This is a genomic window from Nocardia sp. NBC_01388, assembly GCF_045040085.1.
Lineage (GTDB): Bacteria > Actinomycetota > Actinomycetes > Mycobacteriales > Mycobacteriaceae > Nocardia.
Genome location: NZ_CP109553.1, coordinates 4,620,962 through 4,641,781, shown reverse-complemented (window position 1 = coordinate 4,641,781; position 20,820 = coordinate 4,620,962). Strand labels below are relative to the sequence as shown.

At 65.4% G+C, this 20,820-nt stretch carries 24 protein-coding genes, 2 tRNA genes and 2 pseudogenes; 17 read left to right on the top strand and 11 right to left on the bottom strand.

Annotated elements, in window-relative coordinates:
- The first annotated feature begins 6 nt into the window (after nucleotides 1-6).
- Entirely contained in the window at nucleotides 7-642 is a 636-nt protein-coding gene (locus OG716_RS22860) for a DsbA family protein (protein WP_405132810.1), read from the top strand.
- A 76-nt stretch (nucleotides 643-718) separates the two neighbouring features.
- Here the strand turns inward: OG716_RS22860 and OG716_RS22855 are convergent, their stop codons facing one another.
- Nucleotides 719-1,753, bottom strand: a complete 1,035-nt coding sequence (locus OG716_RS22855) for a M48 family metallopeptidase (protein WP_405139847.1) — start codon at nucleotides 1,751-1,753, stop codon at nucleotides 719-721.
- Nucleotides 1,754-1,917: 164 nt separating this feature from the next.
- On the opposite strand from OG716_RS22855, the gene OG716_RS22850 reads away from it, so the two are divergent.
- Nucleotides 1,918-2,388, top strand: coding sequence for a ribose-5-phosphate isomerase (locus OG716_RS22850; protein ID WP_355123206.1), 471 nt, complete (start codon nucleotides 1,918-1,920; stop codon nucleotides 2,386-2,388).
- A gap of 3 nt (nucleotides 2,389-2,391) precedes the next feature.
- Complete coding sequence (locus tag OG716_RS22845) at nucleotides 2,392-3,204, top strand: Fpg/Nei family DNA glycosylase (protein ID WP_405132809.1); 813 nt, start codon at nucleotides 2,392-2,394, stop codon at nucleotides 3,202-3,204.
- Between the two features lie 164 nt (nucleotides 3,205-3,368).
- Here OG716_RS22845 and OG716_RS22840 read toward each other — a convergent pair whose 3' ends face one another.
- Nucleotides 3,369-3,665 (bottom strand): hypothetical protein, encoded by a 297-nt coding sequence (locus tag OG716_RS22840; RefSeq protein ID WP_405139845.1) that lies wholly within the window; start codon nucleotides 3,663-3,665, stop codon nucleotides 3,369-3,371.
- Between the two features lie 20 nt (nucleotides 3,666-3,685).
- Nucleotides 3,686-3,754, bottom strand: a pseudogene (locus OG716_RS22835) (WD40 repeat domain-containing protein); the annotation flags it as partial.
- A gap of 278 nt (nucleotides 3,755-4,032) precedes the next feature.
- On the opposite strand from OG716_RS22835, the gene OG716_RS22830 reads away from it, so the two are divergent.
- The 5 genes and pseudogenes from OG716_RS22830 (at nucleotide 4,033) to OG716_RS22810 (ending at nucleotide 7,235) form a co-directional block, all read left to right on the top strand.
- The gene (locus OG716_RS22830) at nucleotides 4,033-4,407 is read left to right on the top strand and encodes a hypothetical protein (protein WP_405132808.1); all 375 of its coding nucleotides are present in this window, start codon (nucleotides 4,033-4,035) and stop codon (nucleotides 4,405-4,407) included.
- An 880-nt stretch (nucleotides 4,408-5,287) separates the two neighbouring features.
- The gene (locus OG716_RS22825; RefSeq protein WP_405132807.1) at nucleotides 5,288-5,494 is read left to right on the top strand and encodes a hypothetical protein; all 207 of its coding nucleotides are present in this window, start codon (nucleotides 5,288-5,290) and stop codon (nucleotides 5,492-5,494) included.
- Entirely contained in the window at nucleotides 5,495-5,920 is a 426-nt protein-coding gene (locus OG716_RS22820) for a PIN domain-containing protein (RefSeq protein ID WP_405132806.1), read from the top strand.
- Between the two features lie 32 nt (nucleotides 5,921-5,952).
- Nucleotides 5,953-6,285: pseudogene (locus OG716_RS22815) on the top strand (zinc finger domain-containing protein); the annotation flags it as partial.
- Between the two features lie 431 nt (nucleotides 6,286-6,716).
- A complete protein-coding gene (locus OG716_RS22810; protein ID WP_405132805.1) occupies nucleotides 6,717-7,235 on the top strand; it encodes a hypothetical protein in 519 nt (172 codons plus the stop codon).
- A gap of 110 nt (nucleotides 7,236-7,345) precedes the next feature.
- Here the strand turns inward: OG716_RS22810 and OG716_RS22805 are convergent, their stop codons facing one another.
- Nucleotides 7,346-8,848 (bottom strand): MFS transporter, encoded by a 1,503-nt coding sequence (locus tag OG716_RS22805; RefSeq protein ID WP_405132804.1) that lies wholly within the window; start codon nucleotides 8,846-8,848, stop codon nucleotides 7,346-7,348.
- A gap of 90 nt (nucleotides 8,849-8,938) precedes the next feature.
- Between OG716_RS22805 and OG716_RS22800 the strand changes: the two genes are divergently transcribed.
- On the top strand, nucleotides 8,939-9,595 hold the full coding sequence (locus tag OG716_RS22800) for a TetR/AcrR family transcriptional regulator (RefSeq protein ID WP_405132803.1): 657 nt from the start codon (nucleotides 8,939-8,941) through the stop codon (nucleotides 9,593-9,595).
- 379 nt (nucleotides 9,596-9,974) lie between these two features.
- Here the strand turns inward: OG716_RS22800 and OG716_RS22795 are convergent, their stop codons facing one another.
- Both OG716_RS22795 and OG716_RS22790 read right to left on the bottom strand, forming a co-directional pair.
- Nucleotides 9,975-10,316, bottom strand: coding sequence for a hypothetical protein (locus OG716_RS22795; protein WP_405132802.1), 342 nt, complete (start codon nucleotides 10,314-10,316; stop codon nucleotides 9,975-9,977).
- Between the two features lie 11 nt (nucleotides 10,317-10,327).
- Entirely contained in the window at nucleotides 10,328-10,576 is a 249-nt protein-coding gene (locus OG716_RS22790; RefSeq protein WP_405132801.1) for a hypothetical protein, read from the bottom strand.
- 155 nt (nucleotides 10,577-10,731) lie between these two features.
- Here OG716_RS22790 and OG716_RS22785 point away from each other — a divergent pair, with 155 nt between their 5' ends.
- From OG716_RS22785 to OG716_RS22770, 4 genes are all read left to right on the top strand, one after another.
- Nucleotides 10,732-11,637, top strand: a complete 906-nt coding sequence (locus OG716_RS22785) for a helix-turn-helix domain-containing protein (protein WP_405132800.1) — start codon at nucleotides 10,732-10,734, stop codon at nucleotides 11,635-11,637.
- Nucleotides 11,627-11,833 (top strand): DUF397 domain-containing protein, encoded by a 207-nt coding sequence (locus OG716_RS22780; protein ID WP_405132799.1) that lies wholly within the window; start codon nucleotides 11,627-11,629, stop codon nucleotides 11,831-11,833. Before OG716_RS22785 ends, OG716_RS22780 begins: the two co-directional genes overlap by 11 nt.
- Before the next feature lie 105 nt (nucleotides 11,834-11,938).
- The gene (locus OG716_RS22775; RefSeq protein ID WP_405132798.1) at nucleotides 11,939-12,355 is read left to right on the top strand and encodes a hypothetical protein; all 417 of its coding nucleotides are present in this window, start codon (nucleotides 11,939-11,941) and stop codon (nucleotides 12,353-12,355) included.
- 271 nt (nucleotides 12,356-12,626) lie between these two features.
- On the top strand, nucleotides 12,627-13,001 hold the full coding sequence (locus OG716_RS22770) for a DUF427 domain-containing protein (protein WP_405132797.1): 375 nt from the start codon (nucleotides 12,627-12,629) through the stop codon (nucleotides 12,999-13,001).
- Here OG716_RS22770 and OG716_RS22765 read toward each other — a convergent pair.
- The 3 genes from OG716_RS22765 to OG716_RS22755 all read right to left on the bottom strand — a co-directional run bounded on the left by OG716_RS22765 (nucleotide 12,965) and on the right by OG716_RS22755 (nucleotide 16,847).
- Nucleotides 12,965-14,155 (bottom strand): glycosyltransferase 87 family protein, encoded by a 1,191-nt coding sequence (locus OG716_RS22765; RefSeq protein WP_405132796.1) that lies wholly within the window; start codon nucleotides 14,153-14,155, stop codon nucleotides 12,965-12,967. The two genes, OG716_RS22770 and OG716_RS22765, sit on opposite strands and share 37 nt — an antisense overlap.
- A 115-nt stretch (nucleotides 14,156-14,270) precedes the next feature.
- Nucleotides 14,271-15,620, bottom strand: coding sequence for a phosphatase PAP2 family protein (locus OG716_RS22760; protein WP_405139843.1), 1,350 nt, complete (start codon nucleotides 15,618-15,620; stop codon nucleotides 14,271-14,273).
- A 228-nt stretch (nucleotides 15,621-15,848) separates the two neighbouring features.
- Nucleotides 15,849-16,847, bottom strand: a complete 999-nt coding sequence (locus tag OG716_RS22755; protein ID WP_355123238.1) for a GGDEF domain-containing protein — start codon at nucleotides 16,845-16,847, stop codon at nucleotides 15,849-15,851.
- Nucleotides 16,848-17,265: 418 nt separating this feature from the next.
- Between OG716_RS22755 and OG716_RS22750 the strand changes: the two genes are divergently transcribed.
- From OG716_RS22750 to OG716_RS22740, 3 genes are all read left to right on the top strand, one after another.
- A tRNA-Gly gene (locus OG716_RS22750) sits at nucleotides 17,266-17,336 on the top strand.
- A 41-nt stretch (nucleotides 17,337-17,377) separates the two neighbouring features.
- A tRNA-Pro gene (locus OG716_RS22745) sits at nucleotides 17,378-17,454 on the top strand.
- Nucleotides 17,455-17,672: 218 nt separating this feature from the next.
- Nucleotides 17,673-18,503, top strand: a complete 831-nt coding sequence (locus OG716_RS22740) for a hypothetical protein (protein WP_405132795.1) — start codon at nucleotides 17,673-17,675, stop codon at nucleotides 18,501-18,503.
- Here the strand turns inward: OG716_RS22740 and OG716_RS22735 are convergent.
- The gene (locus OG716_RS22735; RefSeq protein WP_405132794.1) at nucleotides 18,500-19,186 is read right to left on the bottom strand and encodes a GntR family transcriptional regulator; all 687 of its coding nucleotides are present in this window, start codon (nucleotides 19,184-19,186) and stop codon (nucleotides 18,500-18,502) included. The two genes, OG716_RS22740 and OG716_RS22735, sit on opposite strands and share 4 nt — an antisense overlap.
- Nucleotides 19,187-19,317: 131 nt before the next feature.
- On the opposite strand from OG716_RS22735, the gene OG716_RS22730 reads away from it, so the two are divergent.
- On the top strand, nucleotides 19,318-19,659 hold the full coding sequence (locus tag OG716_RS22730; protein WP_355123244.1) for a hypothetical protein: 342 nt from the start codon (nucleotides 19,318-19,320) through the stop codon (nucleotides 19,657-19,659).
- Nucleotides 19,660-19,893: 234 nt separating this feature from the next.
- Here the strand turns inward: OG716_RS22730 and OG716_RS22725 are convergent, their stop codons facing one another.
- Complete coding sequence (locus OG716_RS22725) at nucleotides 19,894-20,724, bottom strand: hypothetical protein (RefSeq protein ID WP_405132793.1); 831 nt, start codon at nucleotides 20,722-20,724, stop codon at nucleotides 19,894-19,896.
- Between the last annotated feature and the right edge of the window lie 96 nt (nucleotides 20,725-20,820).

The following is a 20,820-nucleotide window of genomic DNA, read 5'->3' as shown; positions in this document are numbered from 1 at the left end:
CTACCCGTGAGTGACACCAAGAAGGACCGGGTCGACTTCTGGTTCGATCCGCTGTGCCCGTGGTGCTGGATCACCTCCCGCTGGATCCTCGAGGTCGAGCAGGTCCGCGATATCGAGGTGAACTTCCATGTCATGAGCCTGGCCGTGCTCAATGAGGGCCGCGAAGGCCTGCCCGAGCGGTACGTGGAGATGATGAAGACCGCCTGGGGTCCGGTGCGCGTGGCCATTGCCGCCGCGCAGGCCAATGGCGACAAGGTGCTGTCCCCGCTGTACACCGCGCTGGGCACCCGCATCCACAATCGCCGCGCCGAGTACGAGGACCAGCCCGACTTCCTGAATGTGATCGTCGCCGAATCGCTGGCGGAGGTCGGCCTGCCCGCCGATCTCGCCGCGGCCGGCACCAGCGGTGACTACGACGAGGCGCTGCGCCTCTCGCATCACGCGGGCATGGACAAGGTCGGCCCGGATGTCGGCACCCCGACCATCCATATCAATGGCGTCGCCTTCTTCGGCCCGGTGCTCTCGCGCATTCCGCGCGGCGAGGTCGCCGGCAAGGTGTGGGACGGTGCGGTCGCGCTGGCTTCCTACCCGCACTTCTTCGAGATCAAGCGCACCCGCGACGAGGACCCGGTCTTCGACTGAGTGGTCGCGCGACTGCCCTGAGCAATGCGAACGGGCCTGCCTGCGGGCAGGCCCGTTCGTGGCTGGCCGCGATGGCTCAGCGCGGTCCGAACTGTGTTGTCGGATCCCCGTATCCGCCCTGATAGGGCTGCGGCGGATAGCCGCCCTGCGGTGGGTAACCGCCCTGGGTCGGGTAGCCGCCGTAGGGCTGGAAATTCGCCGGGGGCTGCATGGCCGTCGGGGCGGAGGGCCGCAGGAAGAGCTTGCCGTGCCGGCTACGGTCCCGTAGCGCCCACATGCGCCAGGTCAGCACCGGATGGCTGGACATCGCATTGACGATCCAGACGAAGAAGCCCTTCTCCTGCGGAGCCCGGTCCGCCATCTCGTCGAAGCCGACGAGCGAATTCAGATACTTGCCGCCCGCGAGGGTCTGCATGGCGGTCGGCGCGCCCGCATGCCGATTGCAGAAGCCGTGATTGTCGGCCGTGTACTCCTGCGCGCGAATGAGCGAGTTGCCGAGCAGCGGCAGGAACGGGCCGAGGAACATGCCGAGCTGCCGCCAATAGGAGACGTGCCCGGCGGCGATATGCCCGACCTCGTGACCGATGATGAAGGCCAGCGCGTCGGGTTGCCTTGCGGCGCCGCCGATTTCGAACAGATCGGCGTAGACGACCACGAACCGCCGGAAGCCGTGACCGGAGGCGAAGGCATTGATCTGACCATTGCCGAGCACCACATACGCATCCGGCACCTTGGCCATGCCGAAGCGACCGGCCGCCTCCTGGACCATGCGGTAGCCCTCGGGGAACTGGGTGGGCGACATCTTCACGCCATTGACCCGCTGGGTCGAGAAGGTCATACCGCGCTGGGCCCACAGCAGCAGCGGCGCGAACGCCAGCAGCAGCACATACTGGTTGACACTGCCGGTCACCAGCAGCAGCAATGCCAGCAGATACGCCAGCGCCGTCGCGACGACCACGACGACCAGCAGCGGGATCTCCCAGCTGTGCCGGGCGGGCATACCGAACGGGGACAGGCCGCGGGTCTGGTCGTGCGGCGGAATCTGCGGCGGCGAATACGGTTGCTGCTGCGCCCATCCGGGCGGGCCGGTCTGCGGATTCCATCCGGCCATACCTGTGACCGGATTCCATTCCGGATAGTTTCCGGACGGTGTTCCCCCCATATGGGCGTTCGGCGGTGGTGACTGATCGTCGGACGTCATGCTCAGAACTCTAGGTGCCGGACGGGGTCATCCCCAGGTGAGCCGGTCGGCGGCGGCCTGACAGAATCGCAGCCATGCGCGTATACCTGGGTGCCGACCATGCCGGCTTCGAACTGAAGAACACTGTCAAGGCCCACCTCGAGGGCCAGGGCCACGATGTCGTCGATGTCGGCGCGCTGGAATACGACGCCCTCGACGACTACCCGGCCTTCTGCATCGAGGCCGCGCGCCGCACCGTCGCCGATCCGGGCAGCCTGGGCTTCGTCTTCGGCGGTTCCGGCAATGGCGAGCAGATCGCCGCCAACAAGGTGGCCGGCGCCCGCTGCGCACTCACCTGGAGCGTGGAGACCGCGCAGCTCGCGCGCCAGCACAACAATGCCCAGCTGGCCGGCATCGGCGGCCGCATGCACACGGCCGAGGAAGCCCTCGCCATCGTCGACGCGTTCGTCAGCACCCAGTGGTCCGAGGAGCCGCGCCACCAGCGCCGCATCGACATCCTCGCCGAGTACGAGAAGACCGGTATCGCTCCGGCTCTGCCGAACTGACCTGTGCCCGAAGGACATACGCTGCACCGCCTGGCGAAGCTGCACCACAAACGCTTCGCCGGCGGTGAAGTCCGGGTATCGAGCCCCCAGGGCCGCTTCGCCGACGGCGCCGCCCGCCTCGACGGCCAGGTGCTGACCCGCGCCGAAGCCTGGGGCAAACACCTACTGCACCACTACGATTCGGGCCTCATCGTCCACATCCACCTGGGCCTGTACGGAAAATTCACCGAATCCGCCTTCCCCCTGGGCGAACCGGTAGGCCAGGTCCGCATGCGCCTGATCGGCGCCGGCCGCACCGGCGACGTCTTCGGCACCGACCTGCGCGGCCCCACCGCCTGCGAAATCCTGCTCCCTCCCGAGGTCACCGCCCTCACCGACCGCCTCGGCCCCGACCCACTCCGCAAAGACGCCGACCCGGACCGCGCCTGGCACCGCATCAGCCGCTCCCAGCGCCCGATCGGCGCACTGCTGATGGATCAAAAGGTTCTCGCCGGAGTCGGCAATGTATATCGCGCGGAAGTGCTTTTCCGGCATGGTATTTCGCCCCAACGTCCCGGTGTCGAGCTCACTCATGAAGAGTGGCAAGCCATCTGGTCCGACCTTGTAGACCTAATGAAGGTCGGCGTCCGCCGCGGTGTAATGGTCGTGGTTCGCCCTGAACACGACCACGGCGCACCCTCCTACACGGCCGACCGCCCCCGCACCTACGTCTACCGCCGCGCCGGCGACCCATGCCGCCTCTGTGGGACCACCGTCCTGCATTCGGTCCTCGAGGGCCGAAACCTGTTCTGGTGCCCCACCTGCCAGCCCCGCTGAACAGTGATCGAACTCCGGTGACCGCTCCGATTGGCGTCGGGGCACCGGGTGATCCAGCCAGGTTCCAAAAGTCAGGGCGCGAGATGTCGCCCCGGCCGATCCGTGGCCAGAGCCCAGCGTTCGCGATTCGATGGCGGCGGCACATGGTCATCGTGTCTGCCGCCTTAACCGTCGGTTCCGGCCAGCGCCATTCCTGCGGGGGCGGCCCGGCACCGGCAAAGACGGTCGGTGTCCATGTCTGGATCATCGGCAGTGCCCCGCCCGGCCAATAGCCGATCATGACTATCGACGGCGGCACCCAGTACGGGCCGCTCTTGGAGGCACGATTTTGCGGCGATGTCCCACAGTCGTAGGGAGTTGTCACCGGAGCCACTCGCCACCAGTCGGCCGTCGGTCGAGACTGCGACGTGCCACACGAAGCCGAGGTGGCCGACGAGCGAGTCACATACTCCGGTCGCGATGCGCCAGATGCGTCTTCTCCGCCGGTGACGACGAACTGTCTGTCTGGCGAGAGAGCGACCGAGTTGACTTCGCCGGCATGTCCATCGAACGTGTGGCGCGGCGCTCACCAGATCCCAGACGATGGCCGTGCCATCTGCGGAAACGGTGACAACTTCGTCGTTTCTGTTGGTAGCGAGAACCTTCAGAATCGCCCGATAATGGGGCCTGTGCTGCGTCGACATGTGCCAACAACCGTTCGCTCCGTCGATCTAGACGGTCAAGCGACAGCTGCTGCTGCTCACTACGATCCGGTCGTCAGAACGGCGGCTAATCTGCTCGTGCTGCTTCCCCGTTCGCCGTCGAACTCCCGAGATTATGATGGCCAATATGACCGATGATCCGCCGTCCAGGTTAAATCCCGATGCGCCTCGAAGATTTGCGATGTCGGGTAGGGAGGTGGATTATTTTATTGATATCTATTGCTCCGATAAAGGGCAGCATAAGCCTATGGTTCTAACCACGGCTCGCCGAGAAATGGATGGCTCTCACGGAATGAATCACGCTTTGCGATGGTTTGCTCCGCCAAGTACGGCAAGGGAAAATGAGGAACTGGATGCAAATTTTAGCTACCGTTCCTATGTGTTTCGCTGCCCACTGTGCCGTCGCAATCCGAAGATAAGCGGTGATCAGTGGTGGGAGATTGTCGACCGGATGGCAATCGAGGGATTCAGCGCCTTAGATCTGTCTATGCTAGAGTTCTAGCGTCGCCGTAATGCGACCTCTGGGCCTGGGCGGAGATACTTCCCAGCCGGACTGTTTCCAGTCTGGGGTGTTTACAACCCACTCAATTGGTGGGGCGCTGAAGTGCGCCACCTGGAGGGTTGTATGTCTGGTAATTCTTCTCGTCGAGTAGGGGTCGGAGAACGTCGCGCCAGTTCAGGCCATATGGGAGGCTTGGATCTGACTGCTGCACAAGCTGGTTGGGCTGTCACAATTCGGTTTGGTTTGTTGCTGACATTGCGACGTACGGCTCAGGTGGGGGCGCTCGTGCTTGTTGAGCGGTTTGCAGCCTCGCGAGGATGGCTGTGATGGCTAGCTGACGGGGCAGGGTGGTGGCCGGTCAAGCGGATAGGCCACCACCTTCAGTCCTCGGCATAGGGGCGCTGAGCTTCTGCAGGTCAGTGGGCTAACTAATTCAATAGTAACCGGAGTTGGCAACGTGTTATCGCGCGGAAATTCTTTCCCCCCACGGTATTTCACCCCAACATCTCGGCACTGATCTCACTCATGAAGAGTGGCAAGCCATTTGGTACGACCTTGTCGACCTGATCAAGGTAGGCGTCCGTCGCGGCGTGATGGTCGTGGTCCGCCCCGAACGCGACCACGGCGCGTCGTCCTCCTGGGTCGCGGGCCGCCCCGCACCACGATTACTGCCGCGTCTGCGAACCCTGTCTCCGGTGTCGAACCGCCGTCTTGTGTTCGGTGTTGGAAGGCCGAAACCTAATTTGGCACCCGACCTGTCAGCTCCGTTGGCCCGGCGACGTATTCGACATGCCCGGGCTGCCGGCTGCGGAGTCTTGTAAATACCCGCCGAACTGCAGGACTACTGCGAGTATGGCGGTATACTAGCAGTATGTCTGATATGACCACTATCAAGGTACCCAAAGCGGTCCGAGATCGCCTGCTCGAGGTCGCGACATCTAACGGGCTAACCCTGGGGCAGGCGCTCGATCATCTGCTCGGCAAGGTCGGTGCGCGGCCGAAGCCTACTGTGGGGGGCTATCGTAGTCGGCGTCCACTTTCGGCCGAGGAGATCGACCGAGAGCTCGGCCAGGGCTTCGGGGCCTAGATGACGATAATTGTCGACACGAGTGCAATCCTCGCCTTGTTCGATGAGGCGTACGCGGAGCACCAGCAACTGGCACGAATCATCGCTAAAGCCGATGAGCGACTTGTGGTTTCACCGATGGTTGTTGCCGAGGCGGATTACATGCTCTACACCCGGCTCGGGTCCCGCGCGGCGCACGACTTCGCCTCCGACGTGGCCGGGGGTGCATATGACCTGGCGGCGTGGACATCCAACCATCACGCTGCGGCTCTGGCCATCCTCGACCGATACAGCCAGGACTATGTCGGCATCACAGATGCCTCGAATGTGGTTATCGCTGATCGGGAACGTACCAACCGAATCATGACGCTCGACCAGCGCCATTTTCGGACGCTAAGTCCGTTGTGGGGTTTCGATAGCTTCGTTCTCTTGCCATATGATTCCTAGCCGACCAATGTCGGCAAGGGTGAACTAATTCGATAGTGACCGGGGTAGGGAACGTCTACCGCGCGGAAATCCTCTTCCGCCACGGCATTTCCCCCGACCGCCCCGGCGCCCAGCTCACTTACGAAGAGTGGCAAGCCATCTGGTCCGACCTGGTCGACCTGATGAAGGTAGGCGTCCGCCGCGGCGTCATGGTCGTAGTCCGCCCGGAACACGACCACGGCGCCCCCTCCTACGCCACCGACCGCCCCCGCACCTACGTCTACCGCCGCGCGGGCGACCCCTGCCGCCTCTGCGGCACCACAGTCCTGCACTCGGTCCTCGAAGGCCGAAACCTGTTCTGGTGCCCCACCTGCCAGCCATCCTGACCGAGACTAGCAGTGCAGACTTTTACCTCGGGTTCGTGCAGCTTTTGCATGCGTGGGGCCGCGTAGGTCAGTGCCGTACAGGTCGCTGGACCGACCTGCGCTGACAATGCGCAGCTGGTCTCGAGTCAGGGCAATGGGGCGCTTGCGCCGATCATGTTGCAGTTCAATCGGTTCCGTGCGGGGTTGGCTGACGTCGGGGGAGTCGATTCGCGGTTTCGGTAGGGATTTAGTCTGCGGGGTTTTATCGATAGACGGTGGGATGGCTGTCTACCTAAGTTGGTCACACGCCTAGGTGATCTCTGGTGGCTCGAGTTCCCGCTGGTGCGAGAGGTGTTGCGGTGCCGGTCGAAGTGCCTACGTGCACGACGATGCGGGGGCGGCTCGTGGGGGATCGCCGGGGTCGAATATCCCCACACGAGAGCAGCTACTCCATGCGAAACACCATTCTGATCACCGGTTTCATCAGCATCGCGCTTGCCGTCGGCATTGGATCCGCTGCGGCTGAGCCGCTTTCGGTCGACGATGCGAGCACGACTCCGGCTGAGACCACCACTGTCGCGGCCCTGCCGCCGGGCGCGGCCTGTGCGCAGAGTTTCCTCAGCGGGTGGGCCAGATCGGCGGCCACCGGTTCGGCGACGGGTTCGGCGACCGGCTACCTCGCCGGATCTGCCGCCGGGCCCCAGAGTGGTTCCGCCAGTGGACTGGCCGCCGGGATTTTCGCCGCGCTGGCCAGCGGGTCCGGAGGTGGGCTCGCGAGCTGCGCCCTCGGCGAGCTGGGCAACGATCTGCCCGGCACCGCCACCGGCTCGACCAGCGGACCGGGGCGCGGATACCTGACCGGTTCCGCCGCCGGCTTCGCGGCTGGCTCTAGCGATGGCTTGCCGAGCGGGCTGGGGCGCAGTGTCCTGGGCGGGCTGTTCGGTGCGGCGACCAGCGGTTCGAGTCAATAGTTCGCACTGCCCCCGGGGAGATTGGGCGGTGACCACGGCGTGCGTGAGCACATGCCGGGGTCACCGCGTACCCGAAAGCCTTGTGGCGCTGCTAAGTAGCGGCGCTCGGGTCAGAGGCTCGTTGAGGCTGTTGCGAATTCACCGGCGCTCGCCAAGGCGCTGTCCTCCTCGATCTCCTGCTGGGTCAGGCGGCGGCCGGTGTGGCCGAGGCCGAATCCGGCCAGTAGTGCGGCCAGTGCGAAGAAGACCGCGCCGGTGAGGAAGGCGATGCGGTAGGCGCCTTCGGCGGGCAGGGCCACGACCGCGCCGTTGGCGAGGGTGTGGCGCAGGGTGTCGCTGGTGAGGATGGTGACGACCAGGGCGCTGCCGATGGCGCCGCCAACCGTGCGCATGATCGAGTTGATCGAGTTCGCGATTCCGGTCTCGTGCGGTGCCACATTGGCGACGAGCAGTGCGGGCATGGCGGAGTAGGCGATGGCGATCGCGGAGTTCGCGATGACCAGTGCGACAATAACTTCCACGCTCGTGGTGTGGAGCACCGCCAGGGCGGTCAGGGCGCACAGGCCGAGGACGCTGGCCAGCAGCAGCACAAAGCGGGGGCCGATGCGCCCGACCAGGCGTCCGGCGATCGGGCCCATCAGCACCGAGGCGACGGCGCCGGGCAGCATGAAGGCCACACTGGTTCGCAGCACCGAGGCGTCGAATCCGAACCCGGTCAGTGCGCGTGGCGTCGCCACGAAGTAGGTCGCCCCCAGGAACACGCTGAACATCGCGAAACCGACGCAGAAGCTGGCCAGGTTGGTCACCGCGACCGGGCGATGTGCCAGCAGCGATGTCGCCACCAGGGGCTCGCGCAGCTTGGACTGCAGCAGCAGGAATCCGATCAGTACGACAATCGAGGCTACGAACAACCCGATGACCTTCGCACTGCCCCAACCCCATTCGTGGCCCTGGGAGATCGGCAGCAGCAGGCAGACGAGGCCGAGGCCCAGTACCGCGGCACCCACGTAATCGACTCGGCCGCCCTGTCCCGCGCGGCGCGGCAGGGTGATGAACGCCAGCACCAGCACGACCGCTGTGAGTACAACGCAAAGCCAGAAGATGCGACGGTAATCCGCGCCGCCCTGCGTCAGCAGACCCGTCGCCACCAGGGCGACGCCGCTGCCCACACCCAGGGTCGAGGCGGTGACGGCCAATGCCCCGGTCAGGCGCTCGGCCGGAAGTTCATGCCGCAGCACGCTGATCGCGAGCGGGAACAGGCCGAAACTAGCGCCCTGCAACGCCCTTCCGGCGATGAGCAGATCGATGCTGTGTGCCGACGCGGCCAGCAGGCTGCCGGCCAGTGTCACCACCAGTGTCGCCAGCACGACCGGCTTGTGGCCGTAGACATCGCCGAGGCGTCCGAGCAGCGGCGTGAACGCCGAGGCGGCCAGCATCGTGGCGGTTGTCACCCATCCGACGGTGGTGGCCGAAACGCCCAGTTGCAGGCCGATCTGCGGCAGTGCGGGGACGGGCAGTGTCTGGACCAGGGCAAGCAGAAATACGGTGCTGGCCATGGTCAGCACGATCGCGGTCGGCGAACAGGTGCGCCGAAGCTCGAGCGGGGAGGTCATTCGAGGGACCCTACGCCGGAATCGACACAGTGTCGATTATGATGGACGCCACGTCCACTACTGAAATGGATATCGCTCTATGGTGTGGTCATGGCGCAGCAGGGCGGACCCAAGGTGAACCAGACCCGAGGCGTGACCGAGGGAATCCGGCGTCGCGGCACCATGTCCAAAGGCGATCAGCGCGAAGCCCAGATCCTGGACGCGACCCGCCGCCTGCTGACCGAAAAGCCGATGGCCAAGCTGACCGTGGACGACATCACCACTGCCACCGACATCTCGCGCACCAGCTTCTACTTCTACTTCCCGTCCAAGCAGGCAGTGCTCGCGCGCCTAATGGAAGACGTGAGCGACAGCTTCGTTCAAACCCACGTTTGGCTGCCCTCCACGGGCCCACAGCGGGACCTGCTGCACACCCAGCTCACCGGGGCAGCCGAGATCTGGCACGACAACAGCACGATCCTGGTCTGCTCGCTGGAGGGTTACGACAGCACCTATCCGCCGCTGACGGAATTCATCGATGCCATCCAGACCCGATTCACCAGCGCCCTGGCCGCCAAGATCGACCGCGACCGCGCCGCCGGACTCGCCCCCGGGGGAATCGACTCGGCAACCCTCGCGACTCTCGTCGCACTGATGCGCGACGGCCGGCTCTCGCAGTTGTCCGCGGCGCCCCGGGGCGAAGTGGCCCGGGGGATCGACGACCTCGCCGAGGCAATCCTGCGCCTGATCTACGGCCGACTGGATTGACGGATCGCCGAAGAATCCGGCCTGTGCGGTCAAAGATCGCACCAGGGCGGCAATTTTTGACGCAACAACGGTGTTTGTGACCGCTCAGGCCGAGCGCTCCCGTTTGTACAGCTGCCGCGAATACGAGCTACGCCCTACGCGCGATGTCTTCCGTGGAGGCGATGAAGATTGCGCACGGGGACGCGATGAAAACGCCGCCCGGCCGCGATGAGCAACGGCTTTTCCGGGGTGGACTGTTGCCGATCGTGGGAGATCGCCCACAGGGCGGTTCCCAGGATACTGATCCAAGACAGCGCAATTACGGCGAACTGACTGAGTGCGGGCATGAAAACCTCCTCAGGACAAGGGCTTTGGGGATCGAGTGGACGGCTGCCGTGGGTCAACGGCGGTATGGCATGGTGGCGACTTCGCCGAGCCCCCTGAACCGAGGATGATCGAGCGGTAACACGGCATCCCAGTACTGGGCGCGGACCGCGTCCCACAGCGCAGCGTGTTTCGGGAGCCAATCACGCACTTGAACAAGGTCGGGGCGCTCGTCGTCGCGGCCGAAATACACTGTCCCCGGGGCACCTTCGGGAGCGTCGGCGATGGATCCGTCGGCGTGCACCCGGCAGGCGGGCCGATGGGCCGACGCGAGATCGGTCAGCGTCTCCATCGCTATCCGGTTCCCGGCGAGCCGCCAGGAGACCGTCGCATCTCTGATCACAGTGGTATGCAACATTTTTCGTCCATTTATCGGTAGTACCGTCCACGTGTCGACAGCGTGCGCCGGCCACGGTCGGTGATCTGCCACTCGGCATGCCCGGCGCGCCGCCGTCCCGTGATCAGTCCGCGCGAAGACAGCTTCGATACCGCATTGCGGGTGCGCCACATGGTCAGTGCCGCCGATTTCGCGAGACTCTCCACGGAGAGAATCCCGCCGGGGCCAAGTGATTCCAGCACCGCGACCTGCGCTTGATCGAGTCGGCTAGTGAAGGTCATGCACCGAGGGTGCGCCCGTGGCGTTGCCGGAGTGGCGCAGACGCGATGGCCTGCAAAAGATGCGAGAAACGCCAGTTCGCGTTGCGCAACAGGACTTATCATCGATGCATTCCGCAACAAAGCTCGGCCGCAGAATGCAACAGGAGGCGAGTGGCGTGACCGATGATGCTGAACCGGCGGAAACGGGTAGCACCCTGCCACGCAGGCAACTCGGCCGGTTTCTTCGAGAAGCCCGCGAAGAGGCGGGGTTTACCGTGGAGCAGGCTGCCGTACTCATGGAGTGGAACAAATCCACCCTCAGTCGATTGGAACGCGGACTGACGGAAAAGGTCAGGGTCCGTGACGTTCTAGGTCTGTGCGAGGTCTTCGGGCTCGGTGAGGTGAAGACCGCCGCCGCGAAGTCGCTCGCTGAGCAGACGCCGGCTAAGTCTTGGTGGCACGCGTACGCCGATCTGATTCCGGCGAACGTCAACCTCTTCGTCGGATTAGAGGCTGGCGCAACGGTTCTGACGCTCTTTCAGCCACTGATTGTCCCGGGCCTGTTGCAGACCGCCGACTACGCCCGCGCACTGGACCGAACCTACTTTCCGGACGATACGGACGCCGAACTCGATCGTCGCGTGGAGTTGCGCACGCGGCGCCAAAACGTAATCCTGCGCCAGCGTCACCCCGCCCAGGCGGTAGTGGTCCTGCACGAGTCGGTACTGCGAACGGTCGTGGGCAGTCGGCATGTGGTGGCGGCCCAATTGCGTCACATTGCGAACCTCGGTACCCGAGAGAACATCGAGGTGCGGGTTCTCCCTTTTCGCGCGGGATTTCCGCTGGGCATGCCGCTGACGCCGTTCACCATCTTTCAGTTCGGCAGGGACGCCAGAGGGAAGCTGTCGGAACCCACTGTTGTGTTTGCTGAAAGCTTCGCTGGGGCAATGTACTTTGAGCGGCAGACGGAGGTCCGGCTGTACCGCGAAGCCCTCGATACGGTTCAGCGCGCGACGCTGGATATCCGCCCGAGCCGAGACCTCATTCGAGAAGTAGCAAGGGAGCACGATAGTGACTGTTGACCTGAACCGAGCCGAGTGGTTCAAGTCCAGCTACAGCTCGGGAGGACAGGATTGCGTAGAGATCGCCTTCCTCGAGGGCGGAAGCGTGGGCGTGCGCGACTCGAAGAATCCCGCCGGTCCAGCGCTGGTCTTCGCGCCGGGCGAGTGGGACGCGTTCACCGCTGGTGTCAATCGTGGTGAATTCAACCGTCTTTGAGTGTGAACGGACAGTCAGCCCAGCGGAATCGGTCGAAGAGGATCGCGGCCAGGTCGCCGGAGGTGGCGACGGACATGATGGTGAAGCTGGCGGGGCTATTTCGTTGTGCAGCGCGGCGAGGTCTTCGCCGGTGACGCGCTTGGCCACGTGGCCTACACCGGCGCGATGGCGGCGCTGGCGGCTGGAATCAACCCGCGCGCAGGGCTTTTCGTAGCGCCGGTGGCGGTCGGCCTGGCACTCGGTGTCGGCGGCGTGTGCGGCGGCACCGACGAGGTCGCGATCGGCTCGTTCTTCTCCTGGGTGCTGGGGCCCGGCGTGCTGTTCCCGGCGTACCAGCTGGTTCACGCCGCTGGTGCGCCCTATGGGCTTGACCCCGCGACTGAGTGCCGAACAGATGGCGAACTGCAATATCGAACTCGGCTGGATCTCCCGTGCGGATGCGCTGGGACCGGTGATGGACGATATCGCCGTCCCGGCGCGGTACGTGCTCGCGTCGGGATGGTCCTTCGGCAGCAAAGGTGACGAGCAGGAACGCATCCGCGCCGGCGTCGAAGCGGTGACCGCTCGTAACCGAAGATCGAAGTCAGCGCGAAGGTCGCCGGTAACCACGGCGCGATCCTGAAAAAGGGCTTCCACGCTGTAGGGAACGCCGTCCGCGAGGTCGTCGCCGCGTCCGTGGCCGCTTGATGGGGACCGGGTGGGCAACTCGACGGGGACGGTCGCCAGGAATGGCGACAGTCCCCGCCGGGTTCCACCTGATTACCGGTTGAGCCACCACGAGCAGGAGTAAGCCATGACGGCACGCGAACCCAGAATCCCCGGACCCGACCACCCGATCACCGTCGAGAAGACGGGTCAGCGCGTGATCGCGCGAGTCGGCGGACACGTGATCGCCGATTCCAGTAGGGCTTTGACATTGCGGGAGGCGAATTACCCACCGGTCCAATACATCCCGATCGAGGATGTCGACCGGACGCTACTCGCGGCCAGCACCGCGCAGACGTACTGCCCGTACAAGGGCGACGCGTCCTACTACAGCATCACCCTCGCCGACGGAGACCTGGCCGATGTGGTGTGGTCCTACCGCGAGCCGTACGACTCCGTCGCGGCCATCGCCGACCACGTCGCCTTCTACACCGACCGAGTGGACGTCGCAGTCGGAGACTGACTCTCGCGGAAGCGCAGTGTGAACAATTGCCACAGGCCCACCGCGAGCAGGGCGACGGTGGCGATGATGTAGGCATCGCCTGGAAGATGTTGCCACCAGGACCAATTGAGCTCGCGGTGTTTGCCGTTGGGTACGAGTCCCGGGCCGATCATGAACAGGGTGGCGAACCCGGCGATGGCGGCGTACGGCGCGAAGCGCGGGTTGGTGGTTGTCCATGCTGCCGCCGTGACCAGGGCGGGCGCGACCCACACCCAGTGATGGGTCCAGGACACCGGTGAGATCATCAGCAGCACTGCGGCATTCACCAGCAGGGCGGTGACCGACAGCACGGTGATGGGTGTGGTGGGTTCGGCGGCCGCCTTCTCGGCGGTGAAGAGGTGCCGCATCAGCACCACGCCCGCGCAGACGGCAGCCAGGCCGAGGCCGAGCCATACCGCGGTCGCGGCCGAATGTGTCAGTCCCATACGGAAAACCGTGCCCTTGATGGACTGATTGCCCACGTAGTCGGGCGAGCCGATACGGTTGGTATCGCTGACGGCGTGGAACCAGTACTGCCGCGATTCCTTGGGGAACAACAGGAATCCGGCTCCGACCACCGTCGCCGCGGTGGCCGCCGCCGTGCCCGCGGCCTTCCAATCCTTGCGAATCAGGAAGTACAGGATGAAGGCCGCCGGGGTCAGTTTTGTCACCGCCGCGATGCCGATGAGCACGCCGCGTGGCCAGCGTGGCTTCACGGTCAAGCAGTCGAGGGCGACCGCCGCCATGAGAACAAGGTTGATCTGCCCGAACCACATGGTGGTCCGGACGGGTTCGATCGCGAGCATGAGGGCGACCGCGGTCCCCGTCAGCATGACTTTGCCGCGCAGTTCCAGATCCGGCCGAACCCGCGACAGCACCAGCCACAGCGTGACCGCGAGACAGGCCAGCGAACTTGCCGTTACCAGCAGCTCGGCCAGCCAGAGCGGCACCACCGCCAGCGGAACCATCAAGAGCGCCGCGGACGGGGGATAGGTGAACGGCAGATCGGTGTGGCCGCGCACCGGCAGCGTCGGGCCGTACAGTCCGCCGTGATGCAGCCAGCCCAGTGTGCCGACCCGATAGACCTGTAGGTCCAGAAAGCCGTGCAGCGCCGTGAACAGAAGTGTCAGCGCCACCGATAGCAGAACTCCGACCACGATCGGAACAACGGGAAAGTACCTTCGGCCGTCGGACTTAGGTTGACGCAGCAAGCTTCGCTGCCCCGTCCGCATCGTGATCATCAGGCAGACACTAACCTTTCGGCTTTCGCGCGAGTTGTCCGGATTGCACTGTGGGAGTGGCCAGTAGATGGCTGGAGTCTGTCGTACTCCGGCCGCCCCAGTGCCCCGAACGGCTCTCTGCCGAGGCGAACCAGGTCGCATAGAAGACGAGCGAAACGGTAGCTGACGCGCCCAGCACCGCAACCCCGGCGAGCACCGGATACTCGGCCATGGTCACGGCCAGGAATCTGTAGGACAGCAGCAGCCCGGCGAGCGTCGTGACACCGAGCGAGACGATGCGCACACGGTAGCGGTGCCAGCCGCTGTCCGGATCGCGCAGTATCGACTCCACCGTCAGGCACAGGACCACACCGGCCACCAGATCACTGCCGTAGTGGTAGCCGAAGCCCAGCGTCGCGAGCAGCGTGCACACCAGCCACAGCGCACCGGCCCAGCGCAACCACCGCGGTGCGTGGCGGGAGTGGATGAACAGCGCTGTCGCCCAGGCGGTATGCATCGACGGCATGCAATTGCGGGCGGTGACCGTGTCGAACAGCATCGGTTTCGGCGCGGATGTCAAGGCGGGCAGTGCATCTGGCCAGTTACCGAGTTGCAGGCCGTGACCCAGCGGTCCGTAGGCGAAAACCGGTCCGACCACGGGGAACAGCACGTACCCGATCGGGCCGATCACACCCAGCGCCAGGAAGGTGCGCAGCAGGCTGTGCTGCGGCCAGGGACTCGTCGTCACATTGCGCAGCTGCCACACCGCGACCACCATCGCCGCCACCGGCAGCTGGATGTACACCACGTGCAGCACATGCGACGGTATGGGGCCGAGGGCTTCGAGCGCGCGGCCGACCAGCCAGGCCGGCTCTCCCAGCGCCCGATCGGCGAGCTGAACGTATTGGTCGAGCACCTGCGGACCGGCGATGATGCTGACCATCAGCCAGGTGTCCGCGACCTTCGAGGCCATGATCAGCAGGACGCCGAATGCGATGGCGTGCAATGCCGTACGCCGCTGTCTGCCCTGCCACCGGAACGCAGTCACCGTCAATGCGGTCAGGGCCAGCGTCGGGCCGGTGCCGATCGACACATGCCAGCCGCACAGCACCTGCAACCCCAGTGTCATCAGATCCGAGATCGCCGCCGCGGTCAGCGTGACAACCCTCGCGCGCGCGGGCACGCCGACACAGGCCAGCCCCAGCCCCGCCCAGGACACGGCCGCCGACTGCGGATTGCCCAGGTAGTCGTCGACCAGGCTGCGTAGCGGACCCATCACCTCGTGCGTCGAGGCCCACACCTGAACGACCACCAGCAGCACCGCCGCCGTGATCACTCCGGCAGCGGGTATGACCCGAGAACCGACCCCGTCGCCGGACAGCGACGAGCCGGAAACCTTCGCCTCATGGTCGACCAGCACTGTAAATCGATAACACAGGTTAAACGGAGGCACAACTTCCGGTTACCGAAAGCTGTCCAGTATCCATCCAGCAAATGTCATCGGCAACCCCATCGGGCATGCCCCGGCAGCCCGCCCTGGAGCGCCTAGCGCCCGCTGTCGGACGGCGATTGCTGCGCAGTTGCTATGCATTAGCCGGTAGGACTGCCCTCACCCGGCGACGGCGGCGAATCGTGGACCCGGGGCGTCTGAATCGACCTCCTCGGGGTCGAGCTCGGAGACGGCGAACTGTCGCTTGCCCGCCGTCTTCGCCGAGTACATGGCGCGGTCGGCGCTGCGCAGCAGATTCGGGAAGTCGCAATCGCGCCCGGGCGGGCAGAAGGCGGTGCCGACACTCGCGGACGCCGGGACCGGCCCGGCCGCCGTGTAGACAGGTTCGCACAGCGCCGCCAGCACGCGCATGGCCAGCTCACCCAGCGCATTGCGGCGTGCGGGCAGCGCGACCACGAATTCGTCGCCGCCGTAGCGGGAGATCACCGTTTCCGGCGGGCAGGTGGCGCGCAGCCGCTGTGCGATGGTGACCAGCACCTCGTCACCGACCGAGTGCCCGTAGCCGTCATTGATCTGCTTGAAGTCGTCCAGATCGATGAGCAGCAGCCCCACCCCGCGCACCGGATCGGTGGCCATCAGCCGCACCCGCTCCTTGAGCAGTGAGCGATTGGCCAGATCGGTCAGCGCATCGTGCGTGGCCTCGTGCCGCAGCCTGGTCTGCAGTGCCGCGATTTCCTGCACCCGCACCGAGACCGCCTCCGAGAGACTGCGTTCCTGCTGCGCGAGCGCCCGCTGCTGCAGGGCTTCGGCATAGCTGTCGATGGCCTGACTGGCGATGAACGGCCAGCGGGTGGCGATCAGTGATCCCGGTTCGCCTGGTGCGAGACCCAGCAGGGCCCGGCTGGCCGGTGCGAGCATGCGCGTGCGGTCGAACGGTGATTCCGCGAGCCGGCGGCCGATGGCGCGGGCAGCGGGTACCGGGAACGGTTCGGATCCGGCCAGTTCCAGCAGTTCACCGATGATGCGGGTGAAAATGCGTTCCACTTCCGCCGGGCCGAGCGCCGGCACGGTGGTGCCGCTCGGGTGCACTGCTCGTGCCCACTCCCGGATGGTGGCTCTGACGATGGTGCTGGTTCGGCTGTCGAGTCGGATGGGCATGCGCGCTCACCCGGCGAACGTGATGTCTGTGCCAGCGGCGAGGCCGATGACGCGGGCGCTGCCTGCGCCCGTGGTGCCCTTCGAATCGAACTCACTAACTCGCGGTCGGCATGTGTGGTGCACGCTCACCGCCCCCTTTCCAGATACCCCCGTCCGGACAAAAAGGATCCTAGCAAGCCACCCGGCATCGAAAGACCCTGTTTCCGAACGGGTTCCCGGTGCCTCGCGAATGGCGATCGATGTCTGATCGCTTTCGCACACTAGGCGTTACACCCAATTTCCGCGAGTCTCCGCGACGCGCCGGAACGTTCGGTTCTACCGGCGATAACGTGGGCGAATGCGGCCCGATTGGCATTGGCGGAGCGAGGTTCGGTAGAGTGCTCAACGCATGCCGCACCGGGCTTCCGGTGCGCGGTACGCGGGTGTAGTTCAATGGTAGAACTTCAGCCTTCCAAGCTGATAGCGCGGGTTCGATTCCCGTCACCCGCTCTTCTCCCTGCTGGGAGCCTCGGCCACGGCCGAACAGGTCACGGGGTGTAGCGCAGCTTGGTAGCGCATCCGCTTTGGGAGCGGAGGGTCGCAGGTTCAAATCCTGTCACCCCGACCATCTTTCGATTCCTTTTCACCCGATTCGGGTCGTATAGCCCGCTGGCACAACGGGACTGACCGGTTCGCTGTGGCCCTCCGAATGTGACGGACGAGTCAAAATCACCGAGCCGGGTCCGGCGTGTCCGCGGTGACGATGTGGGCTGTGGCAGACCCATGGCGGACATCGAGTTCGGCAAGCCCCTGTGCAATCGCGCCGGCGGGGCGAAAATCTAAGGCGTGACGGATCTTTCGCTGAGCGCTGCGCGCCGGGAGCAACTGGCCGCACTACTGGGGGATGAGCAGCGGCTGCGGGAGGAGTATCCCAAGGTCGCGGATTATCTGGATACTGCGCCGTTGCTGGCGGGAAGCGGGGATGCCCGGGCCGATGCGGCCTTCGATCTGCGGTTCGTGCACTTCATGATCGGCGGCGACGGGGTCGGCGGGAATCCGTACTGGGACATCGTGGGGGATTCGGTGTCCGAGCAGGAGGGGCGGCGAGTGGTGAACGGCGGGCGGGCGCGAGGCAGTGCGAGGCTCGGGTACGCACAGACGATTCTGCAGGCGGTGTACGCCTATGCGATTCCCGCGCCGGAGACGCTCGCCTGGGCGGCCGCGTTCTGCGCGGGCGGCCCGGTGGTGGAACTCGGTGCGGGGCGCGGGTATTGGGCGGCGCAGCTGGCGGGTGCGGGGCTCACGGTGGCGGCCTACGATTCGGAGCCGCCGGATCGCCTCGAGAATGTGTCGTTCCCGGGAGCGGCCGGGCAGCGGGATCTCTGGTATCCCGTCGGTGATCTCGCCGCATGCACGGCCCAGGATCGCGCGGGGCAGGTGCTGCTGCTGTGCTGGCCGCCGGGCTGGGGTAGCGCCATGGCCTCGCAGGCGCTCGCGGACTTCGCGCGGGCCGGGGGCGAGCGATTGATCTTCATCGGTGAGCCGAAGGGCGGCAAGACCGGTGACGACGCCTTCTTCGACGCGCTGGCCGCGGGCTGGGAACTGGAATCGGAAGATGCGCGGTACGTCTCGTGGTGGAATCTGGCCGATGTGGCCCAGGGCTGGGTGCGCCGCTAACCGGTACGGGCGACCTGTGGATCGAGGGTCATGCGGAAGACGAAGGCGCCGTACCGATCTCGCGGATAGGAGACGTCGCAGACCATCATGACGCGCTCGTCGGGTGCGAGAAAGCGCTGGTGCACGGTCTTCACCAGATCACCGGCGGGGGTATTGAGCCAGCTCGCGTGCGTCGAGCTCGGAAGTCGGTCGGCGACGGTCTCTTCGAGGAAGGCGGCGCCCTCCGTGCCATCGGTGCCGACCGGCTGGTACGAGTCCGAGATGGAGATCGGCCGCCCGGCTTCGCTCGCGCGGGTGATCACATGGGTGATCTCGGCGCCCGGATCGAGTCCGAGGATCTCGGCGAGAATATCGGGGGCGGACATGCGCTTACTGTTGCGCTCGACGCGCACCTCGTGCTCGGATTCCTGGCCGAAACTGGTTTCCGGGCTCTCCAATTGGCGTTCGGGCGCCACTCGCACCAGGTCGAGATGATCGGTGACGAAGGTGCCGCGCCGCTCGACGGTGCGCACCAGGCCCTGACTGAGCAGCAGTTTGACGGCATGCCGAATGACGATCTGCGAGACCCCGTTCCGCTCGGCGATCTCGGCGAAACTCGGTAGCTGCGTGCCGGGTGGGAGCGCCCCGGTGCGGATCTGTCTCGCATACTTCCCGGCGATGGCGACGTAGGCCGGTTCTGCCATGGGTTCGCTCCCTTCGAATCATGTTGTCCCCGTACAGGCCATCGTATTCCGTATACGCAGTTGTGGATGTGCACTCCATGCATATACTCAGATGCGTATACGCTACATAGTCTTAGCGATCAGGGGTGGTCATGAGGTTTCGCCCGACGGCGGTCGGATATTTGCGGAGCGATGTCAGCGGCATTCGCCAAGCGTGGGACGAGGAACAGATCCGTAGCCGGGCTCGGCGGCTGGGCTACGACTTCGCCAAACTGGTAGTGGCCGACGGCCGCTCGGGCCGGCATCTGACGGCCGCGCTCAAATCCGCCATCACGCGCTTGGACGCGGAGGCGGTCATCGTGCCCGATGCCACGCATTTCGAAGGACATGTCATTCCCGACGATCTGGTGAAAGCCGCCGATGTGATCACCGTCGATCCGGACGAAACCTATGCGCGCTGGGGCATTCCGCCCATTCCTGACAATCCAGCCTGACGGATTGTTCCGCTCAATTGTCACCGTTCGCAGCGCGGCCGCTCTCCGAGGCGGCGGCCTGCGTACGGTGCGGTCGGTGGCGGCGCGGGGATCGATGAGGGATGCCCCGCCGCCTTCCGGCGTTCGATGCCGTTGCCGCGAACGAACTACGAGTGTGCATCCGGGGTGATTCCCGGATGCACACTCGTAGTGCCGGACATGGTCGCGAATGATGTTGCCGCGAACCGGGTTACGCTATTTGGGCTGGTCGGCCGACTGCGCCGGGTCCGGCTGCGCAGCGGGCTGAGCGGCGGGTGCGGGCGGGGCGGCCGGGGTTGTCGTCTTGGGGTCGGCCCACTTGGTGGTGCCGTCGGCGGCCTGCATGGTGGTCAGCAGGTCGACGCCATTGGCGATGAGGGCCGGGCCACCGACGGTGATGCTGCCGATGATGCCGCCCACAGCGGCACCGGTGGTGAGGCCGGGAATGCAGCCCGCGACCAGGGTGACCACGCAGCCGACGACCGCGCCGATCGCCGTGCCCACGAAGGTGCCGATGGTGGTGGCCAGGCCGAACTGCGAGCTGAAATCGCTGAGTGCGCGCGAGTTCTCGGTCGCCGAGGCAATGGGCTTCGCCGCGAGCGGCTGGCTGATATTCAGGGCGGCCGGTTTGTCCGGGGTCAGCGCGAGGACGGTGCCGTCCTTCTGGACCTCCGGTTTGACGGGGAGGCTGATATCGCCGACGTGGAAATCGAGCGGCAGGGTGAGCAGTACACCGCCCTGACCGTCCTTCACGTCGACCACATTCACCACGGTGGCCGGGTCGACGGGCTTGCCGTCACGATCGATGGCGACACCGTCCTTCACGGCCAGTCGATCATTGCCGCCGGCCGCCAGTTCGGTGCCGAGGGCTTTGGAGAGCTCGAAGGTGCCGCCCCGGAGCGTAGTGATGACCGTTTTGTCCACCATTTTCGCCGAATAGGCGATATGCGGGGGAGCGGCGGCCGGATCGGCATGTGCCGAGCCGGTAGCCACGGTCAGTGCACCGATCAGGAGGGAGGCTGCCGCGGTGGCGCTGCGGAACTCCATGCGGAATCCAATCCATCATCAGGGGTGGTCATGTCCAACCAGCGAAGCTTAGTGGAAGTCACAGGGGCCGATCACTTTTGGGCCTAGGGGAGACAC